The sequence below is a fragment of the Bradyrhizobium sp. CCBAU 53415 genome (assembly GCF_028128735.1).
GTDB lineage: Bacteria > Pseudomonadota > Alphaproteobacteria > Rhizobiales > Xanthobacteraceae > Bradyrhizobium.
Map to the genome: position 1 here is coordinate 1289324 of NZ_LBJF01000027.1, position 25737 is coordinate 1315060.

Consider the following 25737-nt stretch of genomic DNA (forward strand, 5'->3'; position numbering starts at 1 on the left):
ACAGAGAGGATTCCTCATGCTGTTCGTCGAGGCCAATGGCGCAAGAATCCCGGCGATCGGGCTCGGGACCTGGGAGCTGAGCGGGAGGCCTGCCGCGCGCGTGGTCGAGCAGGCGCTGCGACTCGGCTATCGCCACATCGACACCGCACAGGTCTACGACAATGAGCGCGAGGTCGGCGACGGCTTGCGCGCCTCGGGCGTGCGCCGCGACGACGTCTTCCTCACCACCAAGGTCTGGACCAACCATTTCGCGCCCCACGATCTCGAACGCTCGGTCAAGGAGAGCCTCGCCCGGTTGCGGCTTCCCTCCGTTGATCTGTTGCTGCTGCACTGGCCCAATCCCCACGTACCGCTGGCGGAGACGCTGGGCGCGCTGTCGCATGCCAGGCAAATGGGGCTGACCCGCCACATCGGCGTCTCCAATTTCACGGTGGCGCTGATCGAGCAGGCGGTCGCGCTGTCGGCGGAGCCGCTCGTCTGCAACCAGGTCGAATATCACCCCTATCTCGATCAGGCGAAGGTGAGGGCGGCGTGCGAACGGCACGGCCTCGCGCTGGTCGCCTACAGCCCGATCGCCAAGGGCCGCGTCAAGTCCGACCAGACGCTCGTGGAGATCGGCCGCGCCCATCGCAAGACGCCGGCGCAGGTCTGCCTGCGCTGGCTGGTGCAGCAGAATGTCGCTGCGATCCCGCGCACCTCGCGCGTCGAGCGCCTGTCGGAGAACATCGAGATCTTCGATTTCGAGCTGTCGGAGGACGAGATGAGCCGGATCGCCGCGCTCGCCAATCCCAGGGGACGGCTGACCGACTTCGGCTTCGCTCCGAAATGGGATTGAGAGGGACTTCCGTTATGCTAGGACCGCGGCGGCAACCCAAGATCGGTCGATGGAACTGCGGAAGATCATACGGACGGACATTGCGGCGTCGGCGATCGCGCATCTGACGCTGGTGGCGCTGGTCATCCTGATCAGCGAAGTCCGCCCGTTCCATGCCGCGCCGCCCGAGACCGTTGCGGTGGACATCGTCACGCCGGAGCAGGTGAAGCAGGAAGAGGTCAGGGCCGAGGAGAAGGAGAAGGAGAAGCCGCCGGGGCCGCTCCCCGACCTGAAGCTGCCGAAGCTGGATGTCACCGACAAGACGGACTCAGCGCCGGAGCCCGCGGCCAGGCAGCAGGCTGCTGCACCATCGCCATCACCACAGGCCTCGCCTGAGCCACAGCAGAAGCAGCCGCAACCCTCGCAAGCGTCGAAGCAGCGCGAGGCCGGCGTGCAACCGCAGCCTCAGCAACCGCAGCAGCAGCAGTCCCAGCCGCCGCCTCAGGCGATGCCGCAGCCTCAGGCTGCGCCGCCGCCGGCCTATCAGGCTCCGGAGCCTGATGTCACCGTCAAGTACGGCGTCATGCTGGGCCTGCCGCCTGAATTGCCGCCGGAGCTGCCGAAAGATGCCCCCAAGGACGATGGCGGCGATGCCAAGGATTCGATCGCAGCCAGGCTTCCGCCCGAAGTCATCGCCGAGCTTCGCCGCCATTTGCGGAGCTGCGCCAGGCTGCCGGCCGGGGTCGCGCCGACCGACAACGTCAATGTCAAGCTGCGTGCGGTGTTCGCCACCGACGGCACGCTGGCGCGCGAGCCGATCCTGATCGAGGCTCCGCCGTCCGCAAAGGGCGTGGCCATCGTCAAGTCCGCAATGAGCGCGCTCCAGGACTGCCAGCCGTACAAGATGCTGCCGGCCGACAAGTACAGGGAATGGAAGGTGCTGGACTTGCCGTTCAGTCCGCGGGATTTCGGCGGGTAGCCCCCGTAGCCCGGGCTGTGTCGCCGGGCTGTCAACCCGCGGGCGCGAAAATATTCCGCTTTACCGAAATTCGGAAATGGCGTATGTATCGTCCATCCCGGCTCATCCTCGAGGGGCGATCATGTGGTCGTCATTTTCGCGAGCCGGGCTTGCGGTGGACGCGGCAGCGTCGTGCACGAGATGTCAGGGGCAGGGCGGATTGCTCTCCGTGAGCCCAAGGCATCGTGCGGACGAGCGGCGCTGACAGGTTCGTCTCGTCTGTAAGTTTCCGGCTCCGTCGACGGGGCCGGGAAAACTGCGGCGACATGGCGGGCCGCGCGTACGGCAAAACCGTGTGGTCCTGGCCGTCGTTGCTACGGTCAAGCTCTTGCGGATGCGGCTCTTGCGTCAACCGGCGCGGGTGCCGGTGAATTCGGCGGGGGCGAGGGAGGCCAAAGGAAAGTTCGGCTCCCGGGAGATCACGGCATAAGCCGTCCGACCATCGCGCAGGGAAGGCCGAGTGATTGGCACCACCTGTATGCTGCTGTGCGGTTCTTCCTGCGCGTGCCTTTCGCGCAGCAGACCGCGGGTGCGAGGTCAGCACCCGGCCTTCCCTGTGCCCTCTTGGATCGAGAGGGTGGAGAGACCAGGCAAAGCTCGGGCGAATGCGCCGCGAGGATGCGAAGGTATGTCTGCAATTCGAAATACTCGTTGGAGAGTCGCAATGCCGCCTCTTGTTCCGTCATTGCGAGCACGCCACTCCGCTCTCGTGCCCCGGACGCAGCGCAGCGTCACTTCGACGGTGCGCTGCAGAGCCGGGGCCCATGCGCCTGAGCAGTCCGTGTGGCGCTGGGTCCCGGCTCTGCGCAGCAACGCTCGCGCGTTGCAGCTTGTCCGGGACACGGGAGATCAATGATCGCGCTTCATCCCCTCACCACCATCCGCCGGCACCTCCGGCGCCATCGCGGCCCATGCACTGGACGCGAATTGCCTGCGCCAGGTCACGACCACCACGGCCGCGGTGGTCACGAACAGCACCCAGGGGCTGACGAACCAGCCGAGATAGCCGAGCGCGAAGAAGAAGGCGCGCTGGCCGCGGTTGAAGTGGCGACCGGCGGATTCGAACAGGCGGGAGGTGCGGATGACATGGGCTTCGGCCTCCGGCGTGTCGCGCCGATCAGCCGGCGGCATGCCGCCGAACAGGATGGCGACATAGTTGAACAGGCGATAGGCCCATGCGAACTTGAAGAAGGCGTAGACGCAGATCAGCACCAGCCCGACGCATTTGAGCTCCCACATCGCCGGCGAGGTGCTGAGGTCGATCGGCAGCTTGCTCAGGATCGTGATCGCGTCGTTGGTGGCGTGCAGCAGCGCCAGCGCGCCGCCGAGCGCGAACAGGCTGGTGGAGGCGAAGAAGGCGGTGCCGCTCTGCAGCGAGGCCATGATCTGCATGTCGACCATGCGCGTCTCGCGGTCGAGCATCCGGCGCACCCAGACCTCGCGATAGCGGTTCATGCGCGCCGACAGGCTGTCGCGGCCATAGGCCGAGTGCTCCAGCGTCAGGGCATAGACCAGCCATTCGATGATGAAGAAGCCGACGGCGGCGATGTCGACCCAATGCCTGCTCATGTCTGTCTCCTGAGGAACCGCAACGATTGCCATGCATGACGGGGCGCAGCAACGATTGATTGGCGGCAGGCGATGGCGCTAAAAGCGGCTCGCTTCAAGACGTATCGAGAAGGACCGGTGACATGGCTGCGCTGAAACTCGCGATCGGCAACAAGAACTACTCGTCATGGTCGATGCGGCCCTGGCTCGCGCTCCGCGCCAACGACATCCCTTTCGTGGAGACGCTGATCCCGCTCTACACCGACGATCCCGCGGACAAGGAGCAGATCCTGTCTTTCAGCCGCGCCGGCAAGGTGCCGGTGCTGGTCGACGGCGACATCACGGTGTGGGATTCGCTCGCCATCATCGAATACATCGCCGAGCGCTATCCGGAAGTGAAGCTGTGGCCCGACGACGCCGCTGCGCGCGCGCATGCCCGGTCGGTGTGCGCCGAGATGCATTCCGGCTTCGTGGCGCTGCGCAGCGAATGCGGCATGAACCTGCATCGGCCGATCCGCCCCGTGGCGCTGTCGGCCGACGCCAAGGCCAACATCGCGCGCATCGAGGAGATCTGGCGCGAGTGCCGCACTCGCTATGCTGCGAAGGGACCGTTCCTGTTCGGCCGCTTCGGCGCGGCGGACGCCATGTATGCCCCGGTCGTGCACCGCTTTCGCACTTATGCGATCGAGGTGGCGCCGGACACCAAGGCCTATATGGAGACGATGATGGCGTTGCCGGCGTTCCAGGAATGGACGCGCGACGGGCTTGCCGAAACGCTTGTCATCGCGAAGTTCGAGGACGCCTGATCGCCGGTCCGACGGGGGCGGCCGACCGCGTGCCGGCCGGCCAGCCCTCGGGCCGGCGCCGGGCCAGGGGCCGCGGGCTCGGGGGCTGCGACACCAGCCTGCGACATGCCGGCGGAACGAGCGGCTCCGCTGGTATCATCGGCCCGCCGGTTGTCCCGTTATCATTTTGAAATGACTGCAAAATTTGAGCGCTTGCCATGCTGGCATGACGCTGGCCAAAACGGCGGGGTGCGTGCTATATAACGGCCCGGGTTTCCGGCCGGCCATCGCAGTGGGACACTGGGCGAGGCAGGCGCTGTTTGAGTGATGGAGAGGGTGTTGAAGCACAAATTTCCCGTGGGATCGCGCGTCTTGTTCACGGCCAGCAACGTCGCGCGTCCCGCTGCCAGCGGCTCGTATGAAGTCATCCGTCTGCTGCCGACCGAAGGCGACGACTGCCAGTACCGGATCAAGAGTTCGACCGAAGCCTTCGAGCGCGTCGCCAAGGAAAGCCAGCTCGCGCTGTCCTGAAGACCGACCGCACCCGCGCATTGGTGCCATCAGGGATTCGTATCCTGCCGCCGTCAAAAGGCCCGCTTCACCTTCACAACGTGGGCCCGGGGCCAGTTGCCGACTCGCGGTGCTCGCTTGACCATTCGCGCTTTGCTCGCGTGAGAGGATGTCGCGCATGAACTGGGCATGGGCCACCTCGCTCGACCAAATCTGGCGTTCGCCGGCCTTGCCGATGTGGATGACGCTGGCGGCTGCCGGATTCTTCGGATTGATCCTCCTGATCGCGCTGCTGCGCGCCGACAGATCGGTCGCCAACGGCGCGCTGACCGTCATTACGCTGCTATCCATCGCGATCGCCGGGGCAGCCACCGTGCGCGTCTATGGACCTGAGGGGCAGGCCGCCCCGGCCGAAGCGCGCGCGCAGGCCCCGGTCATCGCGAGCCTGCCGGCGCTGTCCTGTCTCGACGATCTCGCCGGCGATGCCGTCGGCGCCGGCTGCGAGAAAGCGCTGTTCGGCGCGCCTGACACAGCGGCCGCCGCCGTCTCCTACACTGCCGCCAGGATCGACCGGCTGACCGCGCACGGTGACGTCGCCACGGCCGAGAAGAGCCTGACACTCGACATGAAGGTGCTGCGCAAGTCGCTCGAGCGTGATCGCTACGGTCTTGTCGCGCATGTGCTGATCGCGCGCGACGGCTGCACGCAGTTCGATTGCGCCGCGTTCCGCTCGCTGACCGACCAGCAGCAGATCGCCGCCAACATGGGCTCCCATCTCTACGACACGCTGGTCGCGCGCTATGCGCCGACCTGGAACGCGCCCGCAACGGCGCCGGCGATGCCGGCTACCGCTGCACTTGCCGGGCTGCCGCCGTCGATGCCGACGGGCAAGCCGACCAACGCGGAGTTCCCGAGCGCTGCGTCGATCCCGCCGGTGAGCATCATGAACCCGGAGCCGCCCACGGCGGCGACGCGCCAGGCGGCGCCTGCAGCCAACGCGGCACCGCGAGCCCCGGCCGCGGCCTCGGCACAGGCTGCGGCACCCGCCGCGAGGAAACCGCCGGCGCCAAAGGCCGCGCGCGCGCCGGCAGCGGCACCGGTTCCGCTTGTGCCACCGACCTCGGCGCCGGCTCCCGCGGCTGCGGATAACGAGTAGATCGGCATTCCCAATGCGTGGCTGCCCGGCTAATGCTTGGGCATGCCGCTACATCTGATCAAGCTCGCCGTCGGCTGCGACTCCGTCAAGGAATTGAAGGAGTGGGTGGCCGAAAGGATGCAGACCGCCAGGAAGAAGGGTCTGCCGCAACGTCACATCCACATCACCCGCATGGTGCCCAAGCGCGACGCCGAAATCCTCGCCGGCGGTTCGCTCTATTGGGTGATCAAGGGCGAGATCGCCGCGCGGGAGAAGATCATCGGCATCGAGCCGTTCCGCGACAAGGACGGTATCGGGCGCTGCCGGATCGTGATGCAGCCGAAGGTGATCCCGGTCTCGCCGCGGCCGATGCGCCCGTTCCAGGGCTGGCGCTATCTCACGGACGATTCCGTGCCGGCCGATCTCGGCAAGTCCGCGGCCGGCTCGATCGCCGCGATGCCCGAGCCGATGCGGCGCGAACTGCGCGACCTCGGGCTGCTCTAAACCGCGATATTGTCGATCAGCCGGGTCGTGCCGAGCTTGGCCGCGACCAGGATCCGCAGGGGGCCGTCCTTGCGCGAGGCGACCGGCGCCAGCGTCTCGGCATGGCGGACCTCGTAATAGTCGAGCATCAAGCCGGCTGTCCTGATCATCTCGGCGCCGCCCGCCATCGCCGGCGCGATGGCATCGCCGGCCTTGATCCGCCGCGCGCTCTCCTTCATGGCGCGGTAGAGCACGGTGGCGGTCTGGCGCTCCTCGGGCGACAGATAGACGTTGCGCGAGGACATCGCCAGCCCGTCGCGTTCGCGCACGGTGCGGGAGCCGATCACCTTGACGCCGAGGTCGAGATCGCGCGCCATCTGCGTCACCACTCGCAACTGCTGAAAGTCCTTTTCGCCGAAGATCGCGACGTCCGGCCGGACTTGCGTGAACAGCTTGCCGACGACCGTGGCGACGCCGCCGAAAAAGTGCGGGCGGAAGCGGTCCTCGAGGTCGGCCAGCGCCGGACCTTCCGGCACGATGCGGGTGGCAAAGCCCTCCGGATACATGGCCTCGACGCCGGGGTGCCAGACGATATCGACATCCTCGGCCGCGAGCTTGGCGATGTCGGCCTTCCAGGTTCGCGGATAGGCGCCGAAATCCTCGGTCGGGGCAAACTGGGTCGGGTTGACGAAGATCGACACCACGACGCGGCTGGCGCGCCGCTTGGCGAGACGAACCAGCGACACGTGTCCGTCATGGAGGGCCCCCATGGTCGGGACCAGCGCGATCGTGGCCTTTCGCTTGCGGAGATTGTCGACGGCGCGTCGCAGGGCCGGGACCGTGCGGGCGATCAAGGGGCTTGATGACATCAGGACTCGATGGATTGGGAATCGGGGCAGGTGGCGGGCGGCTAACCTTAACAAGCGGCGATCGTGGACGCCATGCATCCGGATGCGGCACAGCATCCCGTGCAAGGTGGCGCAGGACGTCGCGACAGCGTGGACTGCATCACGAACGACGGCGCCGCGATTCATGACGACGCAGGCGCGTTGCGATTTGCATGACCTGTCACGCATTTCACTTGACCGCAGACGCGGTCAACTCGAAGATATTCATGCGAGGTGTCGAGGATCACTATGCTTGTGCAGGCTAGCCAAGGCCAATCCGGCACGGCGCATGTGGTCGTGCTCGGCAACGAGAAGGGCGGCTCCGGCAAATCGACCACCGCCTTGCACATCGCCGTTGCGCTCCTGAAGGCCGGCCAGCGCGTTGCCACCATCGATCTCGACTGCCGCCAGCAGAGCTTCACCCGCTACATCGACAACCGCGCCGCCTGGGCTCGCCGCACCAAGCTCGAGCTCGAACTGCCGGTGCATCGCTGCATCAGGCTCGGCGAGACCATGCAGATCGCCGAGAACGAGAATTCCGAGTTCCAGCAGTTCATGGAAGCCGTCTCGGCGGTCGAGAGCAGCTTCGACTTCATCGTCGTCGATACGCCCGGCACCGACAGCTATCTGATGCGGCTAGCCCATTCGATGGCCGACACGCTGGTGACGCCGATCAACGACAGCTTCCTCGATTTCGACGTGCTGGGCACCGTCGATCCCGCCACCTACGCAGTGACGGGCGAGAGCCACTATGCCGAGATGGTGCGCGACGTCAGGCGCAAGCGCCGCCAGCTCGACGGCGCAACCACCGACTGGATCGTCGTGCGCAACCGCCTGTCCATGCTCGGCTCGCGCAACAAGCAGCTGGTCGCCGAGGGATTGAAGGATCTGTCGTTGCGGCTCGGCTTCCGCTACGTTGACGGCTTCGCCGAACGTGTCGTCTACCGCGAGTTCTTCCCGCGTGGCCTGACGGCGCTCGACGAGATCGACGAAGCCACGCTCGGCATGCGGCCCAATCTCGGCCATCTTACCGCGCGGGAGGAGGTGACGAGCCTGCTCCGCCAGCTCAAGCTGCCGCTCGACGAGCGCGGTCGCCGCCGCGCCGCCAACCGGGCCGAGTGGTTCAGCCAGGTCGACAAGCCGCTCGAGGTCCACGACATCCTCGGTGCCTGAGGCGGTAAGCTGCTACTTTCCACCGATTCAGGCAGCCGGTTCCTGCAGGAACCGTGGCTGCGCTCGACGCGTTTTCACCCCGTGTTGATTGCGAAATTGAACCCAATCGAGATCGGTTGCGTCGGATGGTGAGCTGCACCTGACGTGGTGGTATGAGAATGGGGTGCACATAAAACGTGTGCGACGCACAATGGAAGGGCTGCGATTTCACATTATTTAGCCTTCCTGTCACGCTGCTGTGACATATATTAGCGAATAGGCGACAAGGGGCCAAAGAGCCCCGGAAGAACACGATTTTCAACAGGGATTCAGGCAGCCAAGCCTGAGGCTGAGGACGAAAATGAAGCGTGGAATTGCCGTTCTGGTTTCGGTCAGTGCCCTCTGCGGCATCGCCTATTTCACGGCGAGCAAGTGGGCCATCAAGCACGAGACCATCACCTTCTACGACGCCTCGCGCGACAACCGTCCGGTGCCCGTCTACATCGCGGTGCGCCGCGACAAGGAAATGCAGGCCAATGCCGGCATGATCACGCTGCCGGTCGCAGTGATCAATCACGGCAACACGGTCAAGAACACCGAATACGGCTTCCTCGCCAACATCTTCGCTGCGCGCGGCTACATGGTCCTGAGCCCGCAGCACGACTTGCCGACCGATCCTCCGATGGTGACCAAGCCCGGCGAGCTCTACGTCGGCCGGCTGCCGCAGATCCTGCGCGGCGTCGCCAATATCCATCTCGCCATGCAGGAGATGAAGAAGGTTCAGCCCAACGCCGACTACGACAAGGTGACGATGGTCGGACACTCCATGGGCGGCGACATCACGATGTACTTCGCCAAGCAATATCCGGATGAGGTCAAGAAGGTCGTCACGCTCGACAATCTGCGCGTGCCCTTCGTTACCGCCGGCAAGTTCAAGATCCTGTCGTTCCGCTCCCAGGATCCGCAGTTCAAGACCGACGCGGGTGTGCTCCCGACCGACGAGGAATGCGAGAAGGCGGGCATCCAGGTCGTGAAGACCGAATTCCAGCACAACGACATGCGCGACACCGGTCCGGATGTGGCCAAGAGTTCGATCCAGGGCATGCTCGACAAGTTCCTGAGCACGACGGACAACGAGGTGGCGCCCGTCGATACGCAATCCTCCCCGCCCAAGATCCTCGAGCCCGGTCCGGTCGCTCTGATGGCACCCGCCAAGGGCTGACCTGCAAGGGCTGACTTAGAAGGGTGACCTACAAAAGTTGGCGTCACCACTCGACTGCACCTGTCAAAGCCTCCGCCGGCGCTGCCCGCGGAGGCTTTGCGCATTGACCGGGCCGCATGCGCTGACCACATTAGCCGCTCACGCAAGGTGCCGCGATGTCGGGCGAACCCATCAAACCGCGCGGTGGCGATGCCGTCTCGGCGCAAGCAGACGGCGCGCTACCGCAAGCGTCGGCCTCAACCTCGGAGGACATCGCCGCCTTCGTCGCCAAGGCGCGGGCATTGTCACCGCATGCACCGGGCGCGAAGGGACGGCTGATCTTCGCGCTGGATGCGACGATGAGCCGGCAGCCGACCTGGGACATGGCCTGCGCGCTCCAGGCCGACATGTTTCGCGAAACCGCGGCGCTCGGCAGTCTCGACATCCGGCTGGTCTACTATCGCGGCCTCAATGAGTGCCGCGCCACGGGATGGATCTCCGACAGCGCCAGGCTTGCAACGCTGATGAGCAAGATCGATTGTCGTGGCGGCGATACCCAGATCGGCAAGGTGCTGTCGGAGGCACGGCGGGAGGCGGTCGCATCGGGTGTGCGGGCCGTGGTCTTCGTCGGTGATGCCATGGAGGAGAAGGTCGACGAGCTCTGCGTCAAGGCCGGCGAGCTCGGTATGCTCAAGGTACCCGTATTCGTGTTTCAGGAAGGCCATGACGCCGTCGCCGAGCAGGCCTTCCGCGAGATCGCGCGCCTGACCGGCGGTGCCTGGTGCCGGTTCGATCCTGGCGCGGCGGCGCAGTTGCGCGAGCTGCTGCGGGCAGCTGCGGCCTATGCCGCCGGTGGCCGCGAGGCGCTGCTGAAGCTGGCCGGAAGCGTGACCGGCGCGGCAAAGCTGATTGGCCAAATGAAGTAGCGGATCAGGCCGGCGCGGCCCGCTTCCGAAGGCGGACGCCATGCATTTTGTCGAGCGGGCGACTATACTCCGGCCATGACCCTGATTGCCGGCGCTGTCGCTGTTATCACGCTTTACCTGCTGCTCCAGACGTTCCGCTCCGCCAACCCGGCGGTGCTGGCGCGCACCATCAAGTTTGGAGGCGGCGTGCTGGCGCTGGCGGTCGCGGCCTTCACGGGCTTGCGGGGCGAGCTGGCGGTTGCGATCCCGCTCGGAATTTTCGGCGCCGGGCTACTCGGGTGGACGCCATTGGCGAATGCCGGCTTCGGCAATGTCGGCGGGCTGTTCGGCGGCGGCGCGACGCGCCCGTCCGGGCAGGCCTCGCGGGTGCGCTCGCAATTCCTCGACATGCGGCTCGACCACGACACCGGCCAGCTTACGGGCGAGATCCTCGCCGGGCCTCACGCCGGGCGCAATCTCGACGAGTTCGATCTCGCTGGCCTGCTGGCGATGGCCCCGACCTTCGACGCCGAGAGCGTGGCGTTACTTGAAAGCTATCTGGACCGCCGGTTTCCCGCCTGGCGTCAGAACGCGCAGGGCGATGCGGCAGGGCGGCAGCGCCGCACGGCGGCGAGCGGCAAAATGACGGCGGAGGAAGCCTATCAGATCCTTGGCTTGCAGCCGGGGGCGGGGCGCGACGACATCAGCCGGGCCCACAAAGCCCTGATGAAGAAACTCCATCCCGACCAGGGGGGCTCGACGTACCTCGCTGCCCGAGTAAACGAGGCCAAGGATACTCTGCTTCGCACGCATAACGGCTAACTCCGGCACCACGCTACAAACGCCCGTACCGCGTGAGCTCCGTTTGCTCCGTCTGCCGTCGCCCCGATGCCCGCCATTGTCGGCGTGGTCGATCTCTTGAGCAAAGTTTTAACCGTAAATCCTTGACGAGAGGTTGTCGTGGACCAGCCTTGTCGTAAACAGCCGCGGCATCAAGGATCCCAAACGAAAATGCCCGCGCAAGGCGCGGGCATTTGGTTCCGGAACGGAGAAGGAGATCAGTTGCGAACGGTGATGCAGGAGATCTCGGCGCGCTTCAAGGTGCGGCAGACAGCTTCGGCCTGGTCGCGCTCGAGCCCGGCGAAGCGGGCGCGGTAGAGCTTGCGATTGTCCTTGGCGACGACCGGCTCGGTGAAGGGATCGGCCTTGCTGAGCAGGCCGCGGGCCGAGCTGCGGGCAGCGTCGATGCGCTGCTGGGCTTCGTTCTCGCTCTCGAGCGCGCCGACCTGGACGATCCAGCCGCTGTGACTGACGGCCGGCCTGGTGGTGGCGCTCATCTGGATCGGCTGCGGCGCCGGGTCGGCCGACGCGAGCTTCGGAGCGGCGGGAGCGGGCGCAGCGGCGGTTGCGGCCGGCAGCACCCCGAGGATGCCGTTGCCGGTACCGAAGCCCGCCGGCTGCCGCGGCAGCTCGGAGCGGGCGATCTCGGCCTTCGGTGCTTCCGGCTGGCTCACCGTCTCGGGCTTGTTGATGAGATCCGCCCGGGCGACGACGGCGCCGGAGGTTTCGGCGACGTCGGAACGGGGCGGAATGGTGTTGGTGACCGGCGGTGCGACCTGGACCGGGGCCGCGGAGGCGACCTTCACGGCGCCAGCCTTGACCTGAACCGTCTTGACCCGGACCGGCTTCATCGGCTCGGACGAGCCGGGGATGATGGAGAGTGGCTGGCTCGAGATCACGCCATTGGTGAGCGGCGCAGGCTCGATCTTGGCTTCCGGCTTGGGTGGGGCCGGCGGCACCGCGGCAGTGGCCGCGGCAAGCGTCGACAGGCGGGCCGCGAGACGAGACTGGGCAGACTCGAGGGCAGGGGCCGCGGCCTGGACCTGCGGAGCGGGACGGGCTGGCGGAGCATCCGACGCATCAGCAACTTCTGCATTGGCCTGGGCGCCGTTGCGCTCCGTGACCGCGGCGACCGTGCGCGTGGTCGCCCCCTTCTCGAGGTTCTCCGCGAGCAGGTTGCGCATGATGGCATCGCGCGAGCCGCCGCTGCGGCCGCCAAGCACCACGCCGATCAGGTGGCGGTTGCCGCGGCGGATCGAGGTGACGAGATTGAAGCCGGAAGCGCGGGTGTAGCCGGTCTTGATGCCGTCCACGCCCTCGACGCTGCCGAGCAGGTGATTGTGATTGCGGATCGACTGTCCCCGCCAGTTGAACGTGGAGGTCGCGAAATAACGGTAGTAGCGCGGAAAGCGTTCCTGGATGGCGCGACCGAGCGTGGCCTGGTCGCGCGCGGTCGTGACCTGCTCGTCGTTGGGAAGGCCATTGGCGTTGCGGTAGACCGTCCTGGACATGCCGAGCGAGCGCGCCTTGCGCGTCATCATCTGGGCGAAGTCGTCCTCGCTGCCGGCGATCGCTTCCGCGATCACCACGGCCGCGTCGTTGGCCGAGCGGGTGACGAGGCCCTTGATCGCGTCCTCGACGCGAATGGTCTGGCCGGCACGCAGATTCAGCTTGGTCGGATCCTGATCGGCGGCGTGCTGGGACACCGGCATCTCGGTGTCGAGCTTCATCCTGCCGGATTCGAGGCGCTCGAACAGCAGGTAGAGCGTCATGATCTTGGTCAGCGAGGCCGGATGGCGGATCCCGTCAGGGCTTGTTGCCTGGAGCACCGCGCCGGAATTGCCGTCGACGATGATCGACGCGAATTTCGGGCTCGAGCTCTCGGACACATCGCGCTGGACGCGGTGGTGCGAATAGTGGCGGCGAGAGCGCCGTGCCTCCGCTGCATCGGTAGTGAAAATGACTGCGGTGGTGACCGTAAGAAGCCCGAAAACGCCAACCCGCGCCAAGCGCGAGGAAGACAAGTTTTTACGAAGCATGGAACCCCGTCCCCGTTTCTGACTAGATCACCGGCCCGTGAGGCGAAATTGTGCCCATGGGGCCCGGGATCACTACCTGCTCAGGCTGTCCCTCCGCTGGTGTTCGCCGCGGGGGACGTTGGACCCGAGCCGCTATTCTGGCTAAGGTGATGTTCTCAAGCGGTTTTTGGCCGTTTGCGGAAGTGAACACGTCTAGGGAATCAGGGTAGGGGACCGCAGTTTCCAAAAGCTTAAGGAACCCTTGCGGGAAACTCCGGGAATTTCCGCGATTTGCATTGAGTTTTGTGCGGCGCACAAGATTCTTGACTTTTTTGTGCGTTGCACTAATTTTGAGCGAAGTCAGGGAGCCGGGCTTCCCGACGAGAGCCAGGGATAAGGATTCCGACATGTTCAAGGTTGAAGACTTTCAGAACTACGGGAAAGAGCAGTTCGAGCAGTGCGTTGCCTCCGCGACCTCGGTGCAGCACGTTCTCCAGGCGATCGCCAGCGCTTATGGCGACTATACGAAGAAGTCGTTCGAAGACACCAAGTCCTTCGTCGAGAAGCTTTCCGGCGTGAAGTCGCTGGACAAGGCCATGGAAGCGCAGACCGATTTCGCCCGTTCCGCCTACGAGACCTTCGTTGCGGAATCGCAGAAGATCGCCGGCCTCTACGGCGACCTCGCCAAGCAGGCGTTCAAGCCGGTCGAGACCATCGTGTCGAAGTTCACCCCGGCCGCGAACTAAGCTTTCCCGGATATCCTGAAAGCAAAAGCCCGGCTGAATAGCCGGGCTTTTCGTTTGTCGCGGCGGGTTAGCCTCGGCACGCCACGCGCAGCCTGGACGGTCGGTTCGTTCGATCGTCCAGAATGCGTCAACGGTCTGGTGCGCCGGCGTGTTGAGGACGAACTTGTTGGTGCTGCCCGCGCAAGATTGCAGTGCATCGGCTGATCTACGCGGGCCCCGGAGTCTCGCGCAGCTTCCTCCTTGCCCGATTTCGCGCCACGCGTTTCGAGCGACAGCTCGACTGCACCATAAGTCCGTAGATGATCCGCGCGAAACCGTCGCAGCAACTGGCCGGGTGGTTCCTGATCAACATGTTCTAACCAGGTAGTGCGGAAATTTTTGTCAAATCGGTCCGGATTGATTAACCTTGGCTAGGATCGTCCGGATCTGGAATCGGGACCGCCGCGGCCGCATCGGCCGGACCTTTGCACGCTTGCGGCGAGCCGGGGGCGGGCCCATATTGTTGACGACCGATACGGCTTGGACCGGACCGGTTGGAAGCGGCGATCCACCGAGGCGGCGCGCCTGTGTGAAGCTCCGGAGGCTGGGGCTCTGCGGCGGACCGTCATACGCTTCCGTGGGGAATTTGAACGCCTGAGCCATGCCGCAACTGTTGTCCAGACTCGACCTGTCCGCGGCCACCGCCGCCCTCGCTCCCCGAATGAGCAATGACGAGAACCGTTCCGGCGGTCCGACGGGGCCGAACACCTCTGTCATCACCAAGGTCAAGCCGAAGACCAAGCGACCGAACCTGTACCGCGTGCTGATCCTGAACGACGACTACACGCCGATGGAATTCGTCGTCCACGTGCTGGAGAAGTTCTTCCAGAAGGACGTCGAGGCGGCGACCAAGATCATGCTGCACGTTCACCATCACGGTATCGGGGAGTGCGGCGTGTTTACTTACGAGATCGCCGAGACCAAGGTGACGCAGGTGATGGACTTCGCCCGCAAGCACCAGCATCCGCTCCAATGCGTGATGGAAAAGAAGTAATCGCGTGTTCGGGTTTTTTTAGAGTGGTTCTGTTGGTGTAGTGTGTGACGGCAGCACATCCTGCTGCCTGATCCGGCGGACATTGGCGCCGGCGTCAATCCTGCCCAGATGGGTGGTTTTGCCCAAATCGGAACGGGTTTTGCACCGAAAGTGTGTCGCCGCCGAGTCGCGGAACCGGTCTTTCGCCGCGATCTTGTATAACTATATGTGACAAAGGTTGTTGTTGCCTGACCGGGCGATGACGATCATGATGGTGGGGGCCATAGAGGACGCGAATGCCGACTTTTTCCCAAAGCCTTGAACAATCCCTGCATCGTGCGCTGGCGATCGCAAACGAGCGTCATCACCAATACGCGACGCTCGAGCATCTCTTGCTCTCCCTGATCGACGACTCCGATGCAGCCGCCGTCATGCGCGCCTGTAGCGTCGATCTCGACAAGCTCCGCACGAGCCTCGTCAACTATCTTGAAACCGAATTCGAGAATCTGGTGACGGATGGCGCCGACGACGCCAAGCCGACCGCCGGTTTCCAGCGCGTGATCCAGCGCGCGGTGATTCACGTACAATCTTCCGGCCGCGAAGAGGTGACTGGCGCCAACGTGCTGATCGCGATCTTCGCCGAGCGCGAGAGTCATGCCGCGTACTTCCTGCAGGAGCAGGACATGACGCGCTACGACGCGGTCAACTACATCAGCCACGGCATCGCCAAGCGGCCGGGCGTGTCCGAGGCGCGGCCCGTGCGCGGCGTCGACGAGGAGACCGAGACCAAGGGCAACGAGGACGCCAAGAAGAAGGGCGAGGCGCTCGAGACCTATTGCGTCAACCTCAACAAGAAGGCGCGCGACGGCAAGATCGATCCGGTGATCGGACGCAATTCCGAGATCAACCGTGCGATTCAGGTGCTGTGCCGCCGGCAGAAGAACAACCCGTTGTTCGTCGGCGAGGCCGGCGTCGGCAAGACCGCGATCGCTGAGGGCCTCGCCAAGCGCATCGTCGACAGCGAGGTGCCGGAGGTGCTGGCGGCTGCGACCGTGTTCTCACTGGACATGGGCACGCTGCTTGCCGGCACGCGCTACCGCGGCGACTTCGAGGAGCGCCTGAAGCAGGTGCTCAAGGAGCTTGAGGCGCATCCCAACGCGATCCTGTTCATCGACGAGATCCACACCGTGATCGGTGCGGGCGCGACGTCGGGCGGGGCGATGGATGCCTCGAACCTGCTCAAGCCGGCGCTCGCCTCGGGCACGATCCGCTGCATGGGCTCGACCACCTACAAGGAATATCGCCAGCACTTCGAGAAGGACCGCGCGCTGGTGCGGCGCTTCCAGAAGATCGACATCAACGAGCCGACGGTCGAGGACGCCATCGCGATCCTCAAGGGTCTCAAGCCGTATTTCGAGGACTACCACCGGCTGAAGTACACCAATGAGGCGATCGAGGCCGCCGTTCAGCTCTCCTCGCGCTATATCCACGACCGCAAGCTGCCGGACAAGGCGATCGACGTGATCGACGAGTCCGGTGCGGCCCAGATGTTGGTCGCCGAGAACAAGCGCAAGAAGACCATCGGCATCAAGGAGATCGAGACCACCATCGCCTCGATGGCGCGGATTCCGCCGAAGAGCGTGTCGAAGGACGATGCCGAGGTGCTCAAGCATCTCGAGCAGACCTTGAAGCGCACCGTGTTCGGCCAGGACAAGGCGATCGAGTCGCTCGCCGCTTCGATCAAGCTGGCGCGTGCCGGCCTGCGCGAGCCGGAGAAGCCGATCGGCTGCTATTTGTTCTCAGGCCCCACCGGCGTCGGCAAGACGGAAGTGGCAAAGCAGCTCGCGGCCAGCCTCGGCGTCGAGTTGTTGCGCTTCGATATGTCCGAATACATGGAGCGGCACACGGTGTCGCGCCTGATCGGCGCGCCTCCCGGTTATGTCGGCTTCGACCAGGGCGGTCTGCTCACCGACGGCGTCGATCAGCATCCGCATTGCGTGGTGCTGCTCGACGAGATCGAGAAGGCGCATCCCGACCTCTACAACGTGCTGCTCCAGATCATGGATCACGGCCGGCTCACCGACCACAACGGCAAGCAGGTCAATTTCCGTAACGTGATCCTGATCATGACCACGAACGCGGGTGCTTCCGATCTCGCCAAGCAGGCCTTCGGCTTCACGCGCTCGAAGCGGGAAGGCGATGACCACGAGGCGATCAACCGGCAGTTCGCGCCGGAATTCCGCAACCGTCTCGATGCCATCGTCTCGTTCGGTCATCTCAGTGTCGAGGTGATCGGCACCGTGGTCGAGAAGTTCGTGCTTCAGCTCGAGGCGCAGCTCGGCGACCGCGATGTCACCATCGAGCTGTCCGAGCCGGCCAAGGCCTGGCTGGTCCAGCATGGCTATGACGAGCAGATGGGCGCGCGCCCGATGGCCCGCGTGATCCAGGAGCACATCAAGAAGCCGCTGGCCGACGAGGTGCTGTTCGGCAGGCTGAAGGGCGGCGGTCACGTCCGCGTCGTCCTGGTCAAGGACGAGGCCGACGAGACCAAGGACAAGATCGGCTTCGAATTCGTCGAGGGGCCGGTCACGCCGAAGCAGGAGAAGCTCCCGGGCACCCGCAAGCGCCCGCCGGGCAAGTCGAAGCCGGGTGGCCCCGGCGGCTCGAAGGGGCCGACCTCCAAGGGGCCGCTGGTAAAGGCTTGATCTGGGCTTGATGAAATCGAAAAGGCCGGCTGCGAAGCCGGCCTTTTTTGTCGGGTCGACCTCCGATGACCGTCAGTCGCCCCGCATGCGTTGATCATCCTGCACGCGGACGTGCTCGGCGCCGCGCGCGCCGGCCGGAGACAGCCGCAGCATGCTCAGCACGGCGCCGCACAGGGCAAATCCGACGCCTGCGAGGAGCGCCAGCCTGGTTCCGTCGAGCGGATAGCGGCCGAGCAACAATGCGACCAGCGCCGCGCCGGTGGTCTGTCCGAGCAGGCGCGCCGTGCCCAGCATGCCGCTGGCACCGCCGGCGCGCTCGCGCGGGGCGGCCGCGATCATGGTGCGGTTGTTGGGGGTCTGAAACAGACCGAAGCCGGCGCCGGCGAGCGCCATCCGCCAGATCACGTCGAACGGCGTCGGACTCGCAGGCAGGAAGGCGAGCGCGGCAAGGCCGCAGGCGAACAGCGTGAGCCCGATGCCGCCGAGCAGGCCGGCGGGATAGTGCTCGACCAGACGACCGGCAAGAGGCGCCGCGAATGCCACCGCGATCGGCCATGGCGTGATCAAGAGGCCCATATGCACGGCCGAATAGCCGAAGCGGCTCTGGAGGTAGAAGGGGATCGCGACGAACGCCAGCATCTGGCCGCAGAACGATGCGATCGAGGTCGCGATCGACAGTGCGAACACGGGGATACGCAGCAGATCGACCGGCAGGAGCGGCGAGGCCATGTGAGTCTCGCGGTAGATCAGCAGCGCACCGGCGACGACAGCGATGGCGAACTGCACGAGACAGGTGATCGCGGCCTCGCCATGACCGACGCTGTCGACTGCGGCGATGCCGACGCCGAACGTGATTGCTGACAGCCCCGCACTTTGCCAGTCAAAGGAGCGGTCGGCGGCTCTGGTGTGCGGCAGGCTGCGCAGGCCCAGCACCAGCGTCACCGCGCCGAGCGGCACGTTGATGGCGAACAACCGGGGCCAGCTTCCGACCGCGAGGATGCCGGCGGCGAGCGTCGGGCCGACTGCGGCCGAGAAGGCGACGACGAGCGCGTTGAGCCCGATGCCGCGGCCGAGCAGGTGGCGCGGATAGGTGAAGCGTACCAGCGCCGCGTTGACGCTCATGATCCCGGCCGCGCCAAAGCCCTGGATGATGCGCGCGATCGTCAGCAGCGGCAGCGTATGTGCCAGCGCGCAGAAGGCCGATGCCAGCGTGAACAGCACCAGACCGACCAGATAGACGCGGCGATAGCCGACGATCTCGCCGAGCGAGGCCAGCGGCAGCAGCGAGATCGTGATCGCGAGCTGGTAGCCGTTGACGATCCAGATCGAGAAGGCCGGGCTTGCGTCGAGGTCGGCTGCGATCGTCGGCAGCGCGACATTGGCGATGGCGCTGTCGACCACCGCCATGATGATGCCGAGCGCGATGGTCAGCACCGCCTGGTTGCGCTGTGGTTGCGGCAGACCGTCGGCATGCTCGATGGGGGCAGACGACATGATGGCGGGCCTGATTCGAGCCGTGGTTTCGTCTCCAGTAGGGAATTGGTTGATCGACAGCAACCCGTCAGGACACCGGCAGTTCCTGTAGCGGAAGCAGATCTCCCGGCGCGGCAAGCATGGGTCCGGCTGGCCTCCGCGGCCTCACCAGCGCAATTCGATCTTCCGAATGAATAAAGCGCGACGAGGCCGAACGTCGCTGCCGCCGACAGGATGAGGACGGCGCGATCCCAATCGACCGCGACCGCTCGCCGCCCTGATACAGCTCAATGCGGGTCGATATGCGCCGGCCCGTTTTACACCGCCGGCGGATTGCGATCGGTGAAAGTCACGCGCTGGTGCCAATAGGGGTAGGGCAGCGTCACCTTGCTCGCCGCGTCGAGCTTTGCGACCTGGTCCTTGGTCAAGGACCAGCCGACCGCGCCCAGATTTTCGCGCAGCTGCGTCTCGTTGCGCGCGCCGATGATCAGCGTCGAGACCGTTGGACGCTGGAGTAGCCAGTTCAGCGCGATCTGCGACACGCTCTTGCCCGTCTCCGTCGCGATGTCGTCGATGGCATCGACGACACGGTAGACATGCTCGTCCGGCACGGGCGGTCCGAACTCGGCCGTCTTGGGCAGTCGGCTGACTTCCGGCTTCGGCTGGCCGCGGCGGATTTTTCCGGTGAGGCGCCCCCATCCGAGCGGCGACCAGACCACGGCACCCAATCCCTGGTCGAGCCCGAGCGGCATCAGCTCCCATTCGTAGTCGCGCCCGATCAGCGAGTAATAGGTCTGGTTGGCGACGTAGCGCGGAAAACCGTGCTTGTCGGCAACCGCAAGCGACTTCATCAAGTGCCAGCCCGAGAAATTCGAAACGCCGACGTAGCGGATCTTGCCGGCGCGCACGAGCATGTCGAGCGTCGAAAGCACCTCTTCAGGCGGAGTGAATGCATCGAAGCCGTGGAGCTGGAACAGGTCGATATAGTCGGTGCCGAGCCGGCTCAGCGAACCGTCGATGGCCGCGAGCAGATGCTGCCGGGACGAGCCGATGTCGTTGGGACCGTCACCGAAGCGGAACGTCGCCTTGGTCGAGATCAGAACCTTGTCGCGGCGGCCCTTGACGGCTTGCCCGAGAACGCGCTCGGACTCGCCGAGCGAATAGACGTCCGCGGTGTCGAACATCGACACGCCGGCTTCGAGGCAGATGTCCAGAAGACGCCGCGCTTCGGTCGCGTCCGTCGTGCCCCACGCCGCAAGGCGGCCGACACCGCCGAAGGTCCCTGTGCCAAGGCTCAAGGCGGGCACCATGAGGCCTGACCGGCCCAAGCGTCGGTATTCCATCGATGTGCTCCCTGGCTGGCCGCTGATTGATCACTGCGGCACGATGGCAAAGGATAGTGCAAGCAGGCGTCGCGTCCTATCACGCGCTCACATACCGGCCTTGCTTCGGGATGGCCTGGCCGTGCTTGTGATGGCTGACTGGAGAGATCTCAATGCCGCGACTGGCTGTGCCGGAAGTCGCGCGGCGACATTCCGAAATGCTCGCGGAAGACGCGGCCGAAATGCGAGAGGTCGTTGAAGCCCCAGGCGAACGCGATCTCGCTGATGTGGCGGTGCGCGAGCAGGGGCGAGGCGAGGTCGCGCCGGCACCGGGCGAGCCGTTCGGCAAGGACGTGGCGCTGGAACGAGGTTTCCTCGTCGGCGAGGAGGTCGTTGACGTAGCGCGGCGAGATGCCGAGCGCGGCCGCGGTCTCCGCGAGCGAGAGGTCGGGATCGGAGAGATGCGCGCGGATGTGCGCCTTCAATCGGTAGAGCAGGGCCGAGCGGTGCGTCGAGGACGGCAGCGCTGTCCTGCCGAGCCGCTCGCTCAACGCCATCGCAAGGAGATCGACCGCCTGCTCTGACAGCGCGGCGGCGGTGTCCGGAGCCAACCCGTCCGCGTTCTGGCAAAGCCGGAAGATGAAATCATAGGCGAGCCGCTCGAGCGGCGCCTCAGTGCCGAACGACATCGCGGTCAGCGTCTCGGTGCCGCCGAGCCGGCGGCGCAGCATCTCGCGCGGCACCTTGAAGATGGTCTGCGTGAAGGCGTCGTCGAACTTCAGCTCATACGGACGCGTGGTGTCATAGAGCGCGAACTCGCCGGGATGGATCACGGTCTCCCGGCCGTCCTGCACAACGCCACCGCTGCCGCGGTTGCCGAGCGCGATGAGAACAAAATCCTGGTCCGAGCGCGCGATGCGAGAGGGTGTGCGGAAGACGTGCTGGCGGTCCGAACAGACCTCGGAGCATACGGCCCTGCCGAGCGAGGCCTGCGTGGCCGAGCCGCGAAAGGCGTTGCCGAGGTCGGACTTGCAATCGAGCCCGACGAAGACGTCGCAGACGATGTCCTGCCAGAGGGCGAGCCGCCGATAGCCGGGGCTGCCGTCTGTCGTGAACTGGATTGTCATCTGGACAGCCTCCCTTTCACATTCCGCAAAACGCGGGGAATCCAGCTTGCCGGAGGCAAATCCCGTACCGGCCGGCGGTCCCTTCCCAGTCGAATTTTTGTTCCGCCGTAGTCGAGCGCCCGGCCGCCCGGCTTGGCGAAATAGACTGCATCGGACGTGGCGTCCGATCAACCGGCAATGGAGGCGGGAATGGGCATCGAACATCCGAAATACAAGGTTGCGGTGGTGCAGGCGGCGCCGGCTTGGCTCGATCTCGACGCCTCGATCGACAAGTCGATCGCGCTGATCAGGGAGGCCGCGGAAAAGGGCGCCAGGCTGATCGCCTTCCCCGAGGCCTTCATTCCCGGCTACCCCTGGCACATCTGGATGGACTCGCCGGCCTGGGCGATCGGCCGCGGCTTCGTGCAGCGCTATTTCGACAATTCACTGTCCTACGACAGCCCGCAGGCCGAGCGTTTGCGCGATGCCGTGCGCAAGGCAAAGCTCACGGCCGTGATCGGCCTGTCCGAACGCGATGGTGGCAGCCTCTATCTCGCACAATGGCTGATCGGGCCCGATGGCGAGACCATCGCAAAGCGCCGCAAGCTGCGGCCGACCCATGCCGAGCGCACCGTCTATGGCGAAGGCGACGGCAGCGATCTCGCAGTGCACGCGAGGCCCGACATTGGCCGCTTGGGGGCACTGTGCTGCTGGGAGCATCTCCAGCCGCTGTCGAAATACGCGATGTACGCCCAGAACGAGCAGGTCCATGTCGCGGCCTGGCCGAGCTTCTCGCTCTACGATCCGTTCGCGCCGGCGTTAGGGGCCGAGGTCAACAACGCGGCCTCGCGCGTCTATGCGGTCGAGGGCTCCTGCTTCGTGCTCGCGCCTTGCGCGACGGTGTCGCAGGCCATGATCGACGAGCTCTGCGACCGGCCGGACAAGCACGCGCTGCTGCATGCCGGCGGCGGCTTTGCCGCGATCTACGGCCCCGACGGCAGCCAGATCGGCGAGAAGCTTGCACCGGACCAGGAGGGGCTGCTGATCGCCGAAATCGACCTCGGCGCCATCGGCGTCGCCAAGAACGCTGCCGATCCAGCCGGCCATTATTCACGCCCGGACGTGACGCGGCTGCTGCTCAACAAGAAGCGGTACCAGCGCGTCGAGCAGTTCGCCTTGCCGGTGGACACCGTCGAGCCCACCGACATTGCCGCGGCGGCGAGCTGATCATTGCAATCGAGGGGAGGGTACGGTCATGGAATCCGCAATTCCTCTGCATCTGAAGACAGAGCGCACGCGCCATAAACGCGTGCCGGACGATTACCAGCCGCCATATCCGTCCTTCGTGGCGCGCTACAAGCCGGCCGTGAGCCGCGTCGTGATGGCCTATTTCGGCGTGCAGTATCGCGGCGCGGCGCCGAACGCCGCAACGGAGGCGCTTGCCGAAATCGCGCGCCGGTTCGGTGCGGCAAGCGGGCCTTCGCATTGGGACCGCGCCCGTTACCTCGACCAGGCCGGGTATGAGACCATCATCTCGGTTGCCTATTGGAACGATATCGCGCGTTTCGACACTTGGTTCGAACCGGCGCGCGAGGCCTGGACCGGACAGCAGCGCGAGGACCTCGGCACGTTCATCGAGGTACTGCGTCCCACCGTGGCGCGGCACGAGACGCTGTTCTCCTCGCCTGATCGCCCCGAAGGGGTTGCAGCAATTGCCGATGGGATGAGCGGCGAGGTGCAGGAGCACGCCTATTGGGGCGGCATGCGCGACCGTATCCCGCTGTCGCAAACCGATGCGATGGCGCCCGGCAGCGCGCCCGAGCTGATCCGCGACGGCGCGAGGCTGCGCGTGAAGGCGCATGACAATCTCTGCCTGATCCGCTCCGGGCAGGACTGGAGCGATACCGAGGCGTCCGAGCGCGAGCTCTATCTCGACGACGTCGAGCCGGTGCTGCGCGAGGGCATGGATTTCCTGCGCGACGACGGCCTCGCGATCGGCTGCTACGCCAACCGGTACATGCGCGTGCTCGCGGTCGACGGCAGCGTGAGCGAAAAGTCTTACGGTCAGAGCTGGTGGAAGAGCCTGGCGGCGCTGGAGCGCTGGGCGGAGTCGCATCCGACCCACGTCAGGATTTTCGGTGCGGCGATGAAATATCTCTCCACGCTCGGCCCCTCAGCCAGGCTGCGCCTGTATCACGAGGTCACGGTCGCGGCCGCGGACGAGCAGTTCTTCGAATATTTGAACTGTCATCAGAAGACCGGCATGCTGGCGGCGGTCGAGACTACCGGCGCCTAGGCGACACAGTGACCGAGCAGTTCGGGATGCGCGGAGCAGATGTGATGCGCGCCAGCATCGCGTAGCTCGGCCTCGCTGCCATAGCCATAGAGCACGCCGATTGCGGTCATCCCGTTGGTCCTGGCGCCGACCACATCGTGGCTGCGGTCGCCGATCATGACCGCGCTGTTCGCATCGACCTTGGTCTCGTCGAGCGCATAGCGAAGCAGGTCGCGCTTGTCGACGCGCGTGCCATCGAGCTCGGAGCCGAACACGCGCTCGAAATACGGCTTCAGGCCGAAATGATCGACGATGCGGGCGGCGTAGACCGCAGGCTTGCTGGTCGCGACGAACATGCGCCGACGTGTCGCTGCGAGCGACGACAATGTATCCGTAATTCCGCTGTAAGCCTCGTTCTCGAACAGGCCGATGTCACTGAAGCGCTCGCGATAGAGCAGGAGCGCACGGTCGGCGAGCTCATCGGTTCCGGTGAGCTTTCTGAGGCTCGCAAGCAGCGGAGGGCCGATGCACCAGGTGAGTTCGTCCTCGCTCGGCACCGGAACGCCGAGCCGTTCCAGCGCATACTGGATCGAGCGGGTGATCCCGGGCTTTGGGTTGGTCAGCGTGCCGTCGAGATCAAAAAAGATTGTCACCATCAGGCGGGACCTGTGTTGATACTGCCGTCTGTTGCTAGTTGGCTGGGGTTCCAAGTCAAGGTCCGATTTGTCCGATAGCGTCAAATGCCATGCGAATAGTTCGGGTTATCGCTGTTCTGTGCCAGGCCCTCGTGCTGTCGCCGGCGCTCGCAGAGGAGACGCCGCCCCCCGTGCCGCCTCCGAATGCCGAGGAGCCCGCGAAGCCGGCGGAGAAACCCAAAGACGCCCGCGAGAGCGACACTCGGGAGTCGATCTGCCTGGTCGTGGAGGCGGCCGCGCGCGAGGCCAATCTCCCGCTCGAATTCTTCGCCCGGGTGATCTGGCAGGAAAGCCGCTTCCAGGCCGATGCGCTCGGCCCCATGACGCGCAGCGGAGAGCACGCGCAGGGAATCGCGCAGTTCATGCCGGGCACCGCAAGCGAGCGCGGGCTGCTCAATCCGTTCAACCCGGTACAGGCACTGCCGAAATCGGCGGAGTTCTTGAACGAGCTGCGCAACCAGTTCGGCAATCTCGGCCTTGCCGCGGCCGCCTACAATGCCGGTCCGCGGCGCGTGCAGGAATGGCTCGCCGGCACCGGGCCGATGCCGGAGCAGACCCGCAACTACGTCTTCGCCATCACCGGCACGAGCGTCGATGCCTGGGCCAAGGCAGGCGGCACCGGCAAGGGACCGCCGAGTTCACCGCCGACCAGCTGCCGTGATCTGATGGCGCTGCTCAAGCGCGCGCCGAATCCGTTCGTGGCCGAGCTCGAGCAGCATGTGGAGCTTGCCGCCGCAAAGGTCTGGGGGGTGCAGCTCGCGGCCGGCTTCGACCGCAACAAGGCGCTGGCGATGTATTCCAGGGCGGTCACGAAACTGAGCACCGTGATCGGCGAGCGTGATCCGAGCCTGCTAAGCTCGGTGATGCGCAGCCGCGGCACGCGCGCCTTCTACCAGGTACGCATCGGCGCGGATACGCGAGCCGAGGCCGACGATCTGTGCAACCGTATCCGCAAGGCGGGCGGCGCCTGCTTCGTGCTGAAGAACCGCGGCGTGAGCGGGTAGCTCCGCTCGTCATTCCGGCTCGCGACCTCGCGGCGCCCCGGTGACGGTGCGGATGTCGGCGACGCGCATGCCAGCCCCGCCGCGGGCTTCCTTGACGTCAACC

General features: G+C 65.5%; 23 protein-coding genes. 16 read left to right on the forward strand and 7 right to left on the reverse strand.

Annotated elements, in window-relative coordinates; all coding sequences use genetic code 11:
* Window positions 1–16: 16 nt before the first annotated feature.
* Both XH87_RS34215 and XH87_RS34220 read left to right on the forward strand, forming a co-directional pair.
* Window positions 17–835, forward strand: coding sequence for an aldo/keto reductase (locus XH87_RS34215; RefSeq protein ID WP_271590604.1), 819 nt, complete (start codon window positions 17–19; stop codon window positions 833–835).
* A 49-nt stretch (window positions 836–884) separates the two neighbouring features.
* Window positions 885–1793, forward strand: coding sequence for a hypothetical protein (locus XH87_RS34220; RefSeq protein ID WP_271590605.1), 909 nt, complete (start codon window positions 885–887; stop codon window positions 1791–1793).
* A gap of 888 nt (window positions 1794–2681) precedes the next feature.
* On the opposite strand, the gene XH87_RS34225 is transcribed toward XH87_RS34220, so the two are convergent.
* Complete coding sequence (locus XH87_RS34225) at window positions 2682–3401, reverse strand: DUF599 domain-containing protein (protein WP_271590606.1); 720 nt, start codon at window positions 3399–3401, stop codon at window positions 2682–2684.
* Between the two features lie 122 nt (window positions 3402–3523).
* Here XH87_RS34225 and XH87_RS34230 point away from each other — a divergent pair, with 122 nt between their 5' ends.
* The 4 genes from XH87_RS34230 to XH87_RS34245 all read left to right on the forward strand — a co-directional run bounded on the left by XH87_RS34230 (window position 3524) and on the right by XH87_RS34245 (window position 6314).
* Window positions 3524–4186 carry a glutathione S-transferase family protein gene (locus tag XH87_RS34230; protein WP_158668944.1) on the forward strand — a complete coding sequence of 221 codons (663 nt, stop codon included), beginning with the start codon at window positions 3524–3526 and terminating at the stop codon, window positions 4184–4186.
* A 306-nt stretch (window positions 4187–4492) separates the two neighbouring features.
* A complete protein-coding gene (locus tag XH87_RS34235; protein WP_029674288.1) occupies window positions 4493–4696 on the forward strand; it encodes a hypothetical protein in 204 nt (67 codons plus the stop codon).
* Window positions 4697–4853: 157 nt separating this feature from the next.
* Window positions 4854–5831 (forward strand): hypothetical protein, encoded by a 978-nt coding sequence (locus XH87_RS34240; RefSeq protein ID WP_271590607.1) that lies wholly within the window; start codon window positions 4854–4856, stop codon window positions 5829–5831.
* A 42-nt stretch (window positions 5832–5873) separates the two neighbouring features.
* A complete protein-coding gene (locus XH87_RS34245) occupies window positions 5874–6314 on the forward strand; it encodes a DUF1489 family protein (protein WP_035709726.1) in 441 nt (146 codons plus the stop codon).
* On the opposite strand, the gene panC is transcribed toward XH87_RS34245, so the two are convergent.
* Complete coding sequence (gene panC / locus XH87_RS34250; protein WP_271590608.1) at window positions 6311–7162, reverse strand: pantoate--beta-alanine ligase; 852 nt, start codon at window positions 7160–7162, stop codon at window positions 6311–6313. The genes XH87_RS34245 and panC overlap by 4 nt on opposite strands.
* Before the next feature lie 267 nt (window positions 7163–7429).
* On the opposite strand from panC, the gene XH87_RS34255 reads away from it, so the two are divergent.
* From XH87_RS34255 to XH87_RS34270, 4 genes are all read left to right on the forward strand, one after another.
* Window positions 7430–8353, forward strand: coding sequence for a division plane positioning ATPase MipZ (locus tag XH87_RS34255; RefSeq protein WP_271590609.1), 924 nt, complete (start codon window positions 7430–7432; stop codon window positions 8351–8353).
* A 340-nt stretch (window positions 8354–8693) separates the two neighbouring features.
* Window positions 8694–9554, forward strand: a complete 861-nt coding sequence (locus XH87_RS34260) for an alpha/beta fold hydrolase (protein ID WP_035709732.1) — start codon at window positions 8694–8696, stop codon at window positions 9552–9554.
* A gap of 155 nt (window positions 9555–9709) precedes the next feature.
* Window positions 9710–10459 carry a VWA domain-containing protein gene (locus XH87_RS34265; protein WP_271590610.1) on the forward strand — a complete coding sequence of 250 codons (750 nt, stop codon included), beginning with the start codon at window positions 9710–9712 and terminating at the stop codon, window positions 10457–10459.
* Between the two features lie 75 nt (window positions 10460–10534).
* A complete protein-coding gene (locus tag XH87_RS34270; RefSeq protein ID WP_271590611.1) occupies window positions 10535–11260 on the forward strand; it encodes a DnaJ domain-containing protein in 726 nt (241 codons plus the stop codon).
* Between the two features lie 236 nt (window positions 11261–11496).
* Here the strand turns inward: XH87_RS34270 and XH87_RS34275 are convergent, their stop codons facing one another.
* Window positions 11497–13317 carry a serine hydrolase gene (locus XH87_RS34275; protein ID WP_271590612.1) on the reverse strand — a complete coding sequence of 607 codons (1821 nt, stop codon included), beginning with the start codon at window positions 13315–13317 and terminating at the stop codon, window positions 11497–11499.
* Between the two features lie 386 nt (window positions 13318–13703).
* Here XH87_RS34275 and XH87_RS34280 point away from each other — a divergent pair, with 386 nt between their 5' ends.
* The 3 genes from XH87_RS34280 to clpA all read left to right on the forward strand — a co-directional run bounded on the left by XH87_RS34280 (window position 13704) and on the right by clpA (window position 17759).
* Window positions 13704–14042: a phasin family protein gene (locus XH87_RS34280; protein ID WP_271590613.1), complete on the forward strand. Its 339-nt coding sequence runs from the start codon at window positions 13704–13706 to the stop codon at window positions 14040–14042.
* Between the two features lie 700 nt (window positions 14043–14742).
* Window positions 14743–15075, forward strand: coding sequence for an ATP-dependent Clp protease adapter ClpS (clpS, locus tag XH87_RS34285; protein WP_015685564.1), 333 nt, complete (start codon window positions 14743–14745; stop codon window positions 15073–15075).
* Window positions 15076–15350: 275 nt separating this feature from the next.
* Window positions 15351–17759 carry an ATP-dependent Clp protease ATP-binding subunit ClpA gene (gene clpA, locus XH87_RS34290; RefSeq protein WP_158671596.1) on the forward strand — a complete coding sequence of 803 codons (2409 nt, stop codon included), beginning with the start codon at window positions 15351–15353 and terminating at the stop codon, window positions 17757–17759.
* A 72-nt stretch (window positions 17760–17831) separates the two neighbouring features.
* On the opposite strand, the gene XH87_RS34295 is transcribed toward clpA, so the two are convergent.
* The 3 genes from XH87_RS34295 to XH87_RS34305 all read right to left on the reverse strand — a co-directional run bounded on the left by XH87_RS34295 (window position 17832) and on the right by XH87_RS34305 (window position 21681).
* Window positions 17832–19253: an MFS transporter gene (locus XH87_RS34295; protein WP_271590614.1), complete on the reverse strand. Its 1422-nt coding sequence runs from the start codon at window positions 19251–19253 to the stop codon at window positions 17832–17834.
* Between the two features lie 296 nt (window positions 19254–19549).
* Window positions 19550–20575 (reverse strand): aldo/keto reductase, encoded by a 1026-nt coding sequence (locus tag XH87_RS34300; protein ID WP_271590615.1) that lies wholly within the window; start codon window positions 20573–20575, stop codon window positions 19550–19552.
* A 149-nt stretch (window positions 20576–20724) separates the two neighbouring features.
* A complete protein-coding gene (locus XH87_RS34305; protein WP_271590616.1) occupies window positions 20725–21681 on the reverse strand; it encodes a helix-turn-helix domain-containing protein in 957 nt (318 codons plus the stop codon).
* 189 nt (window positions 21682–21870) lie between these two features.
* Here XH87_RS34305 and XH87_RS34310 point away from each other — a divergent pair, with 189 nt between their 5' ends.
* Both XH87_RS34310 and XH87_RS34315 read left to right on the forward strand, forming a co-directional pair.
* On the forward strand, window positions 21871–22887 hold the full coding sequence (locus XH87_RS34310) for a carbon-nitrogen hydrolase family protein (protein ID WP_271590617.1): 1017 nt from the start codon (window positions 21871–21873) through the stop codon (window positions 22885–22887).
* A gap of 28 nt (window positions 22888–22915) precedes the next feature.
* On the forward strand, window positions 22916–23956 hold the full coding sequence (locus tag XH87_RS34315) for a phenylacetaldoxime dehydratase family protein (RefSeq protein ID WP_271590618.1): 1041 nt from the start codon (window positions 22916–22918) through the stop codon (window positions 23954–23956).
* On the opposite strand, the gene XH87_RS34320 is transcribed toward XH87_RS34315, so the two are convergent.
* Window positions 23953–24591, reverse strand: a complete 639-nt coding sequence (locus XH87_RS34320; RefSeq protein ID WP_271590619.1) for an HAD family hydrolase — start codon at window positions 24589–24591, stop codon at window positions 23953–23955. The two genes, XH87_RS34315 and XH87_RS34320, sit on opposite strands and share 4 nt — an antisense overlap.
* 89 nt (window positions 24592–24680) lie before the next feature.
* Between XH87_RS34320 and XH87_RS34325 the strand changes: the two genes are divergently transcribed.
* Complete coding sequence (locus tag XH87_RS34325) at window positions 24681–25634, forward strand: lytic transglycosylase domain-containing protein (RefSeq protein ID WP_271590620.1); 954 nt, start codon at window positions 24681–24683, stop codon at window positions 25632–25634.
* Window positions 25635–25737: the final 103 nt, after the last annotated feature.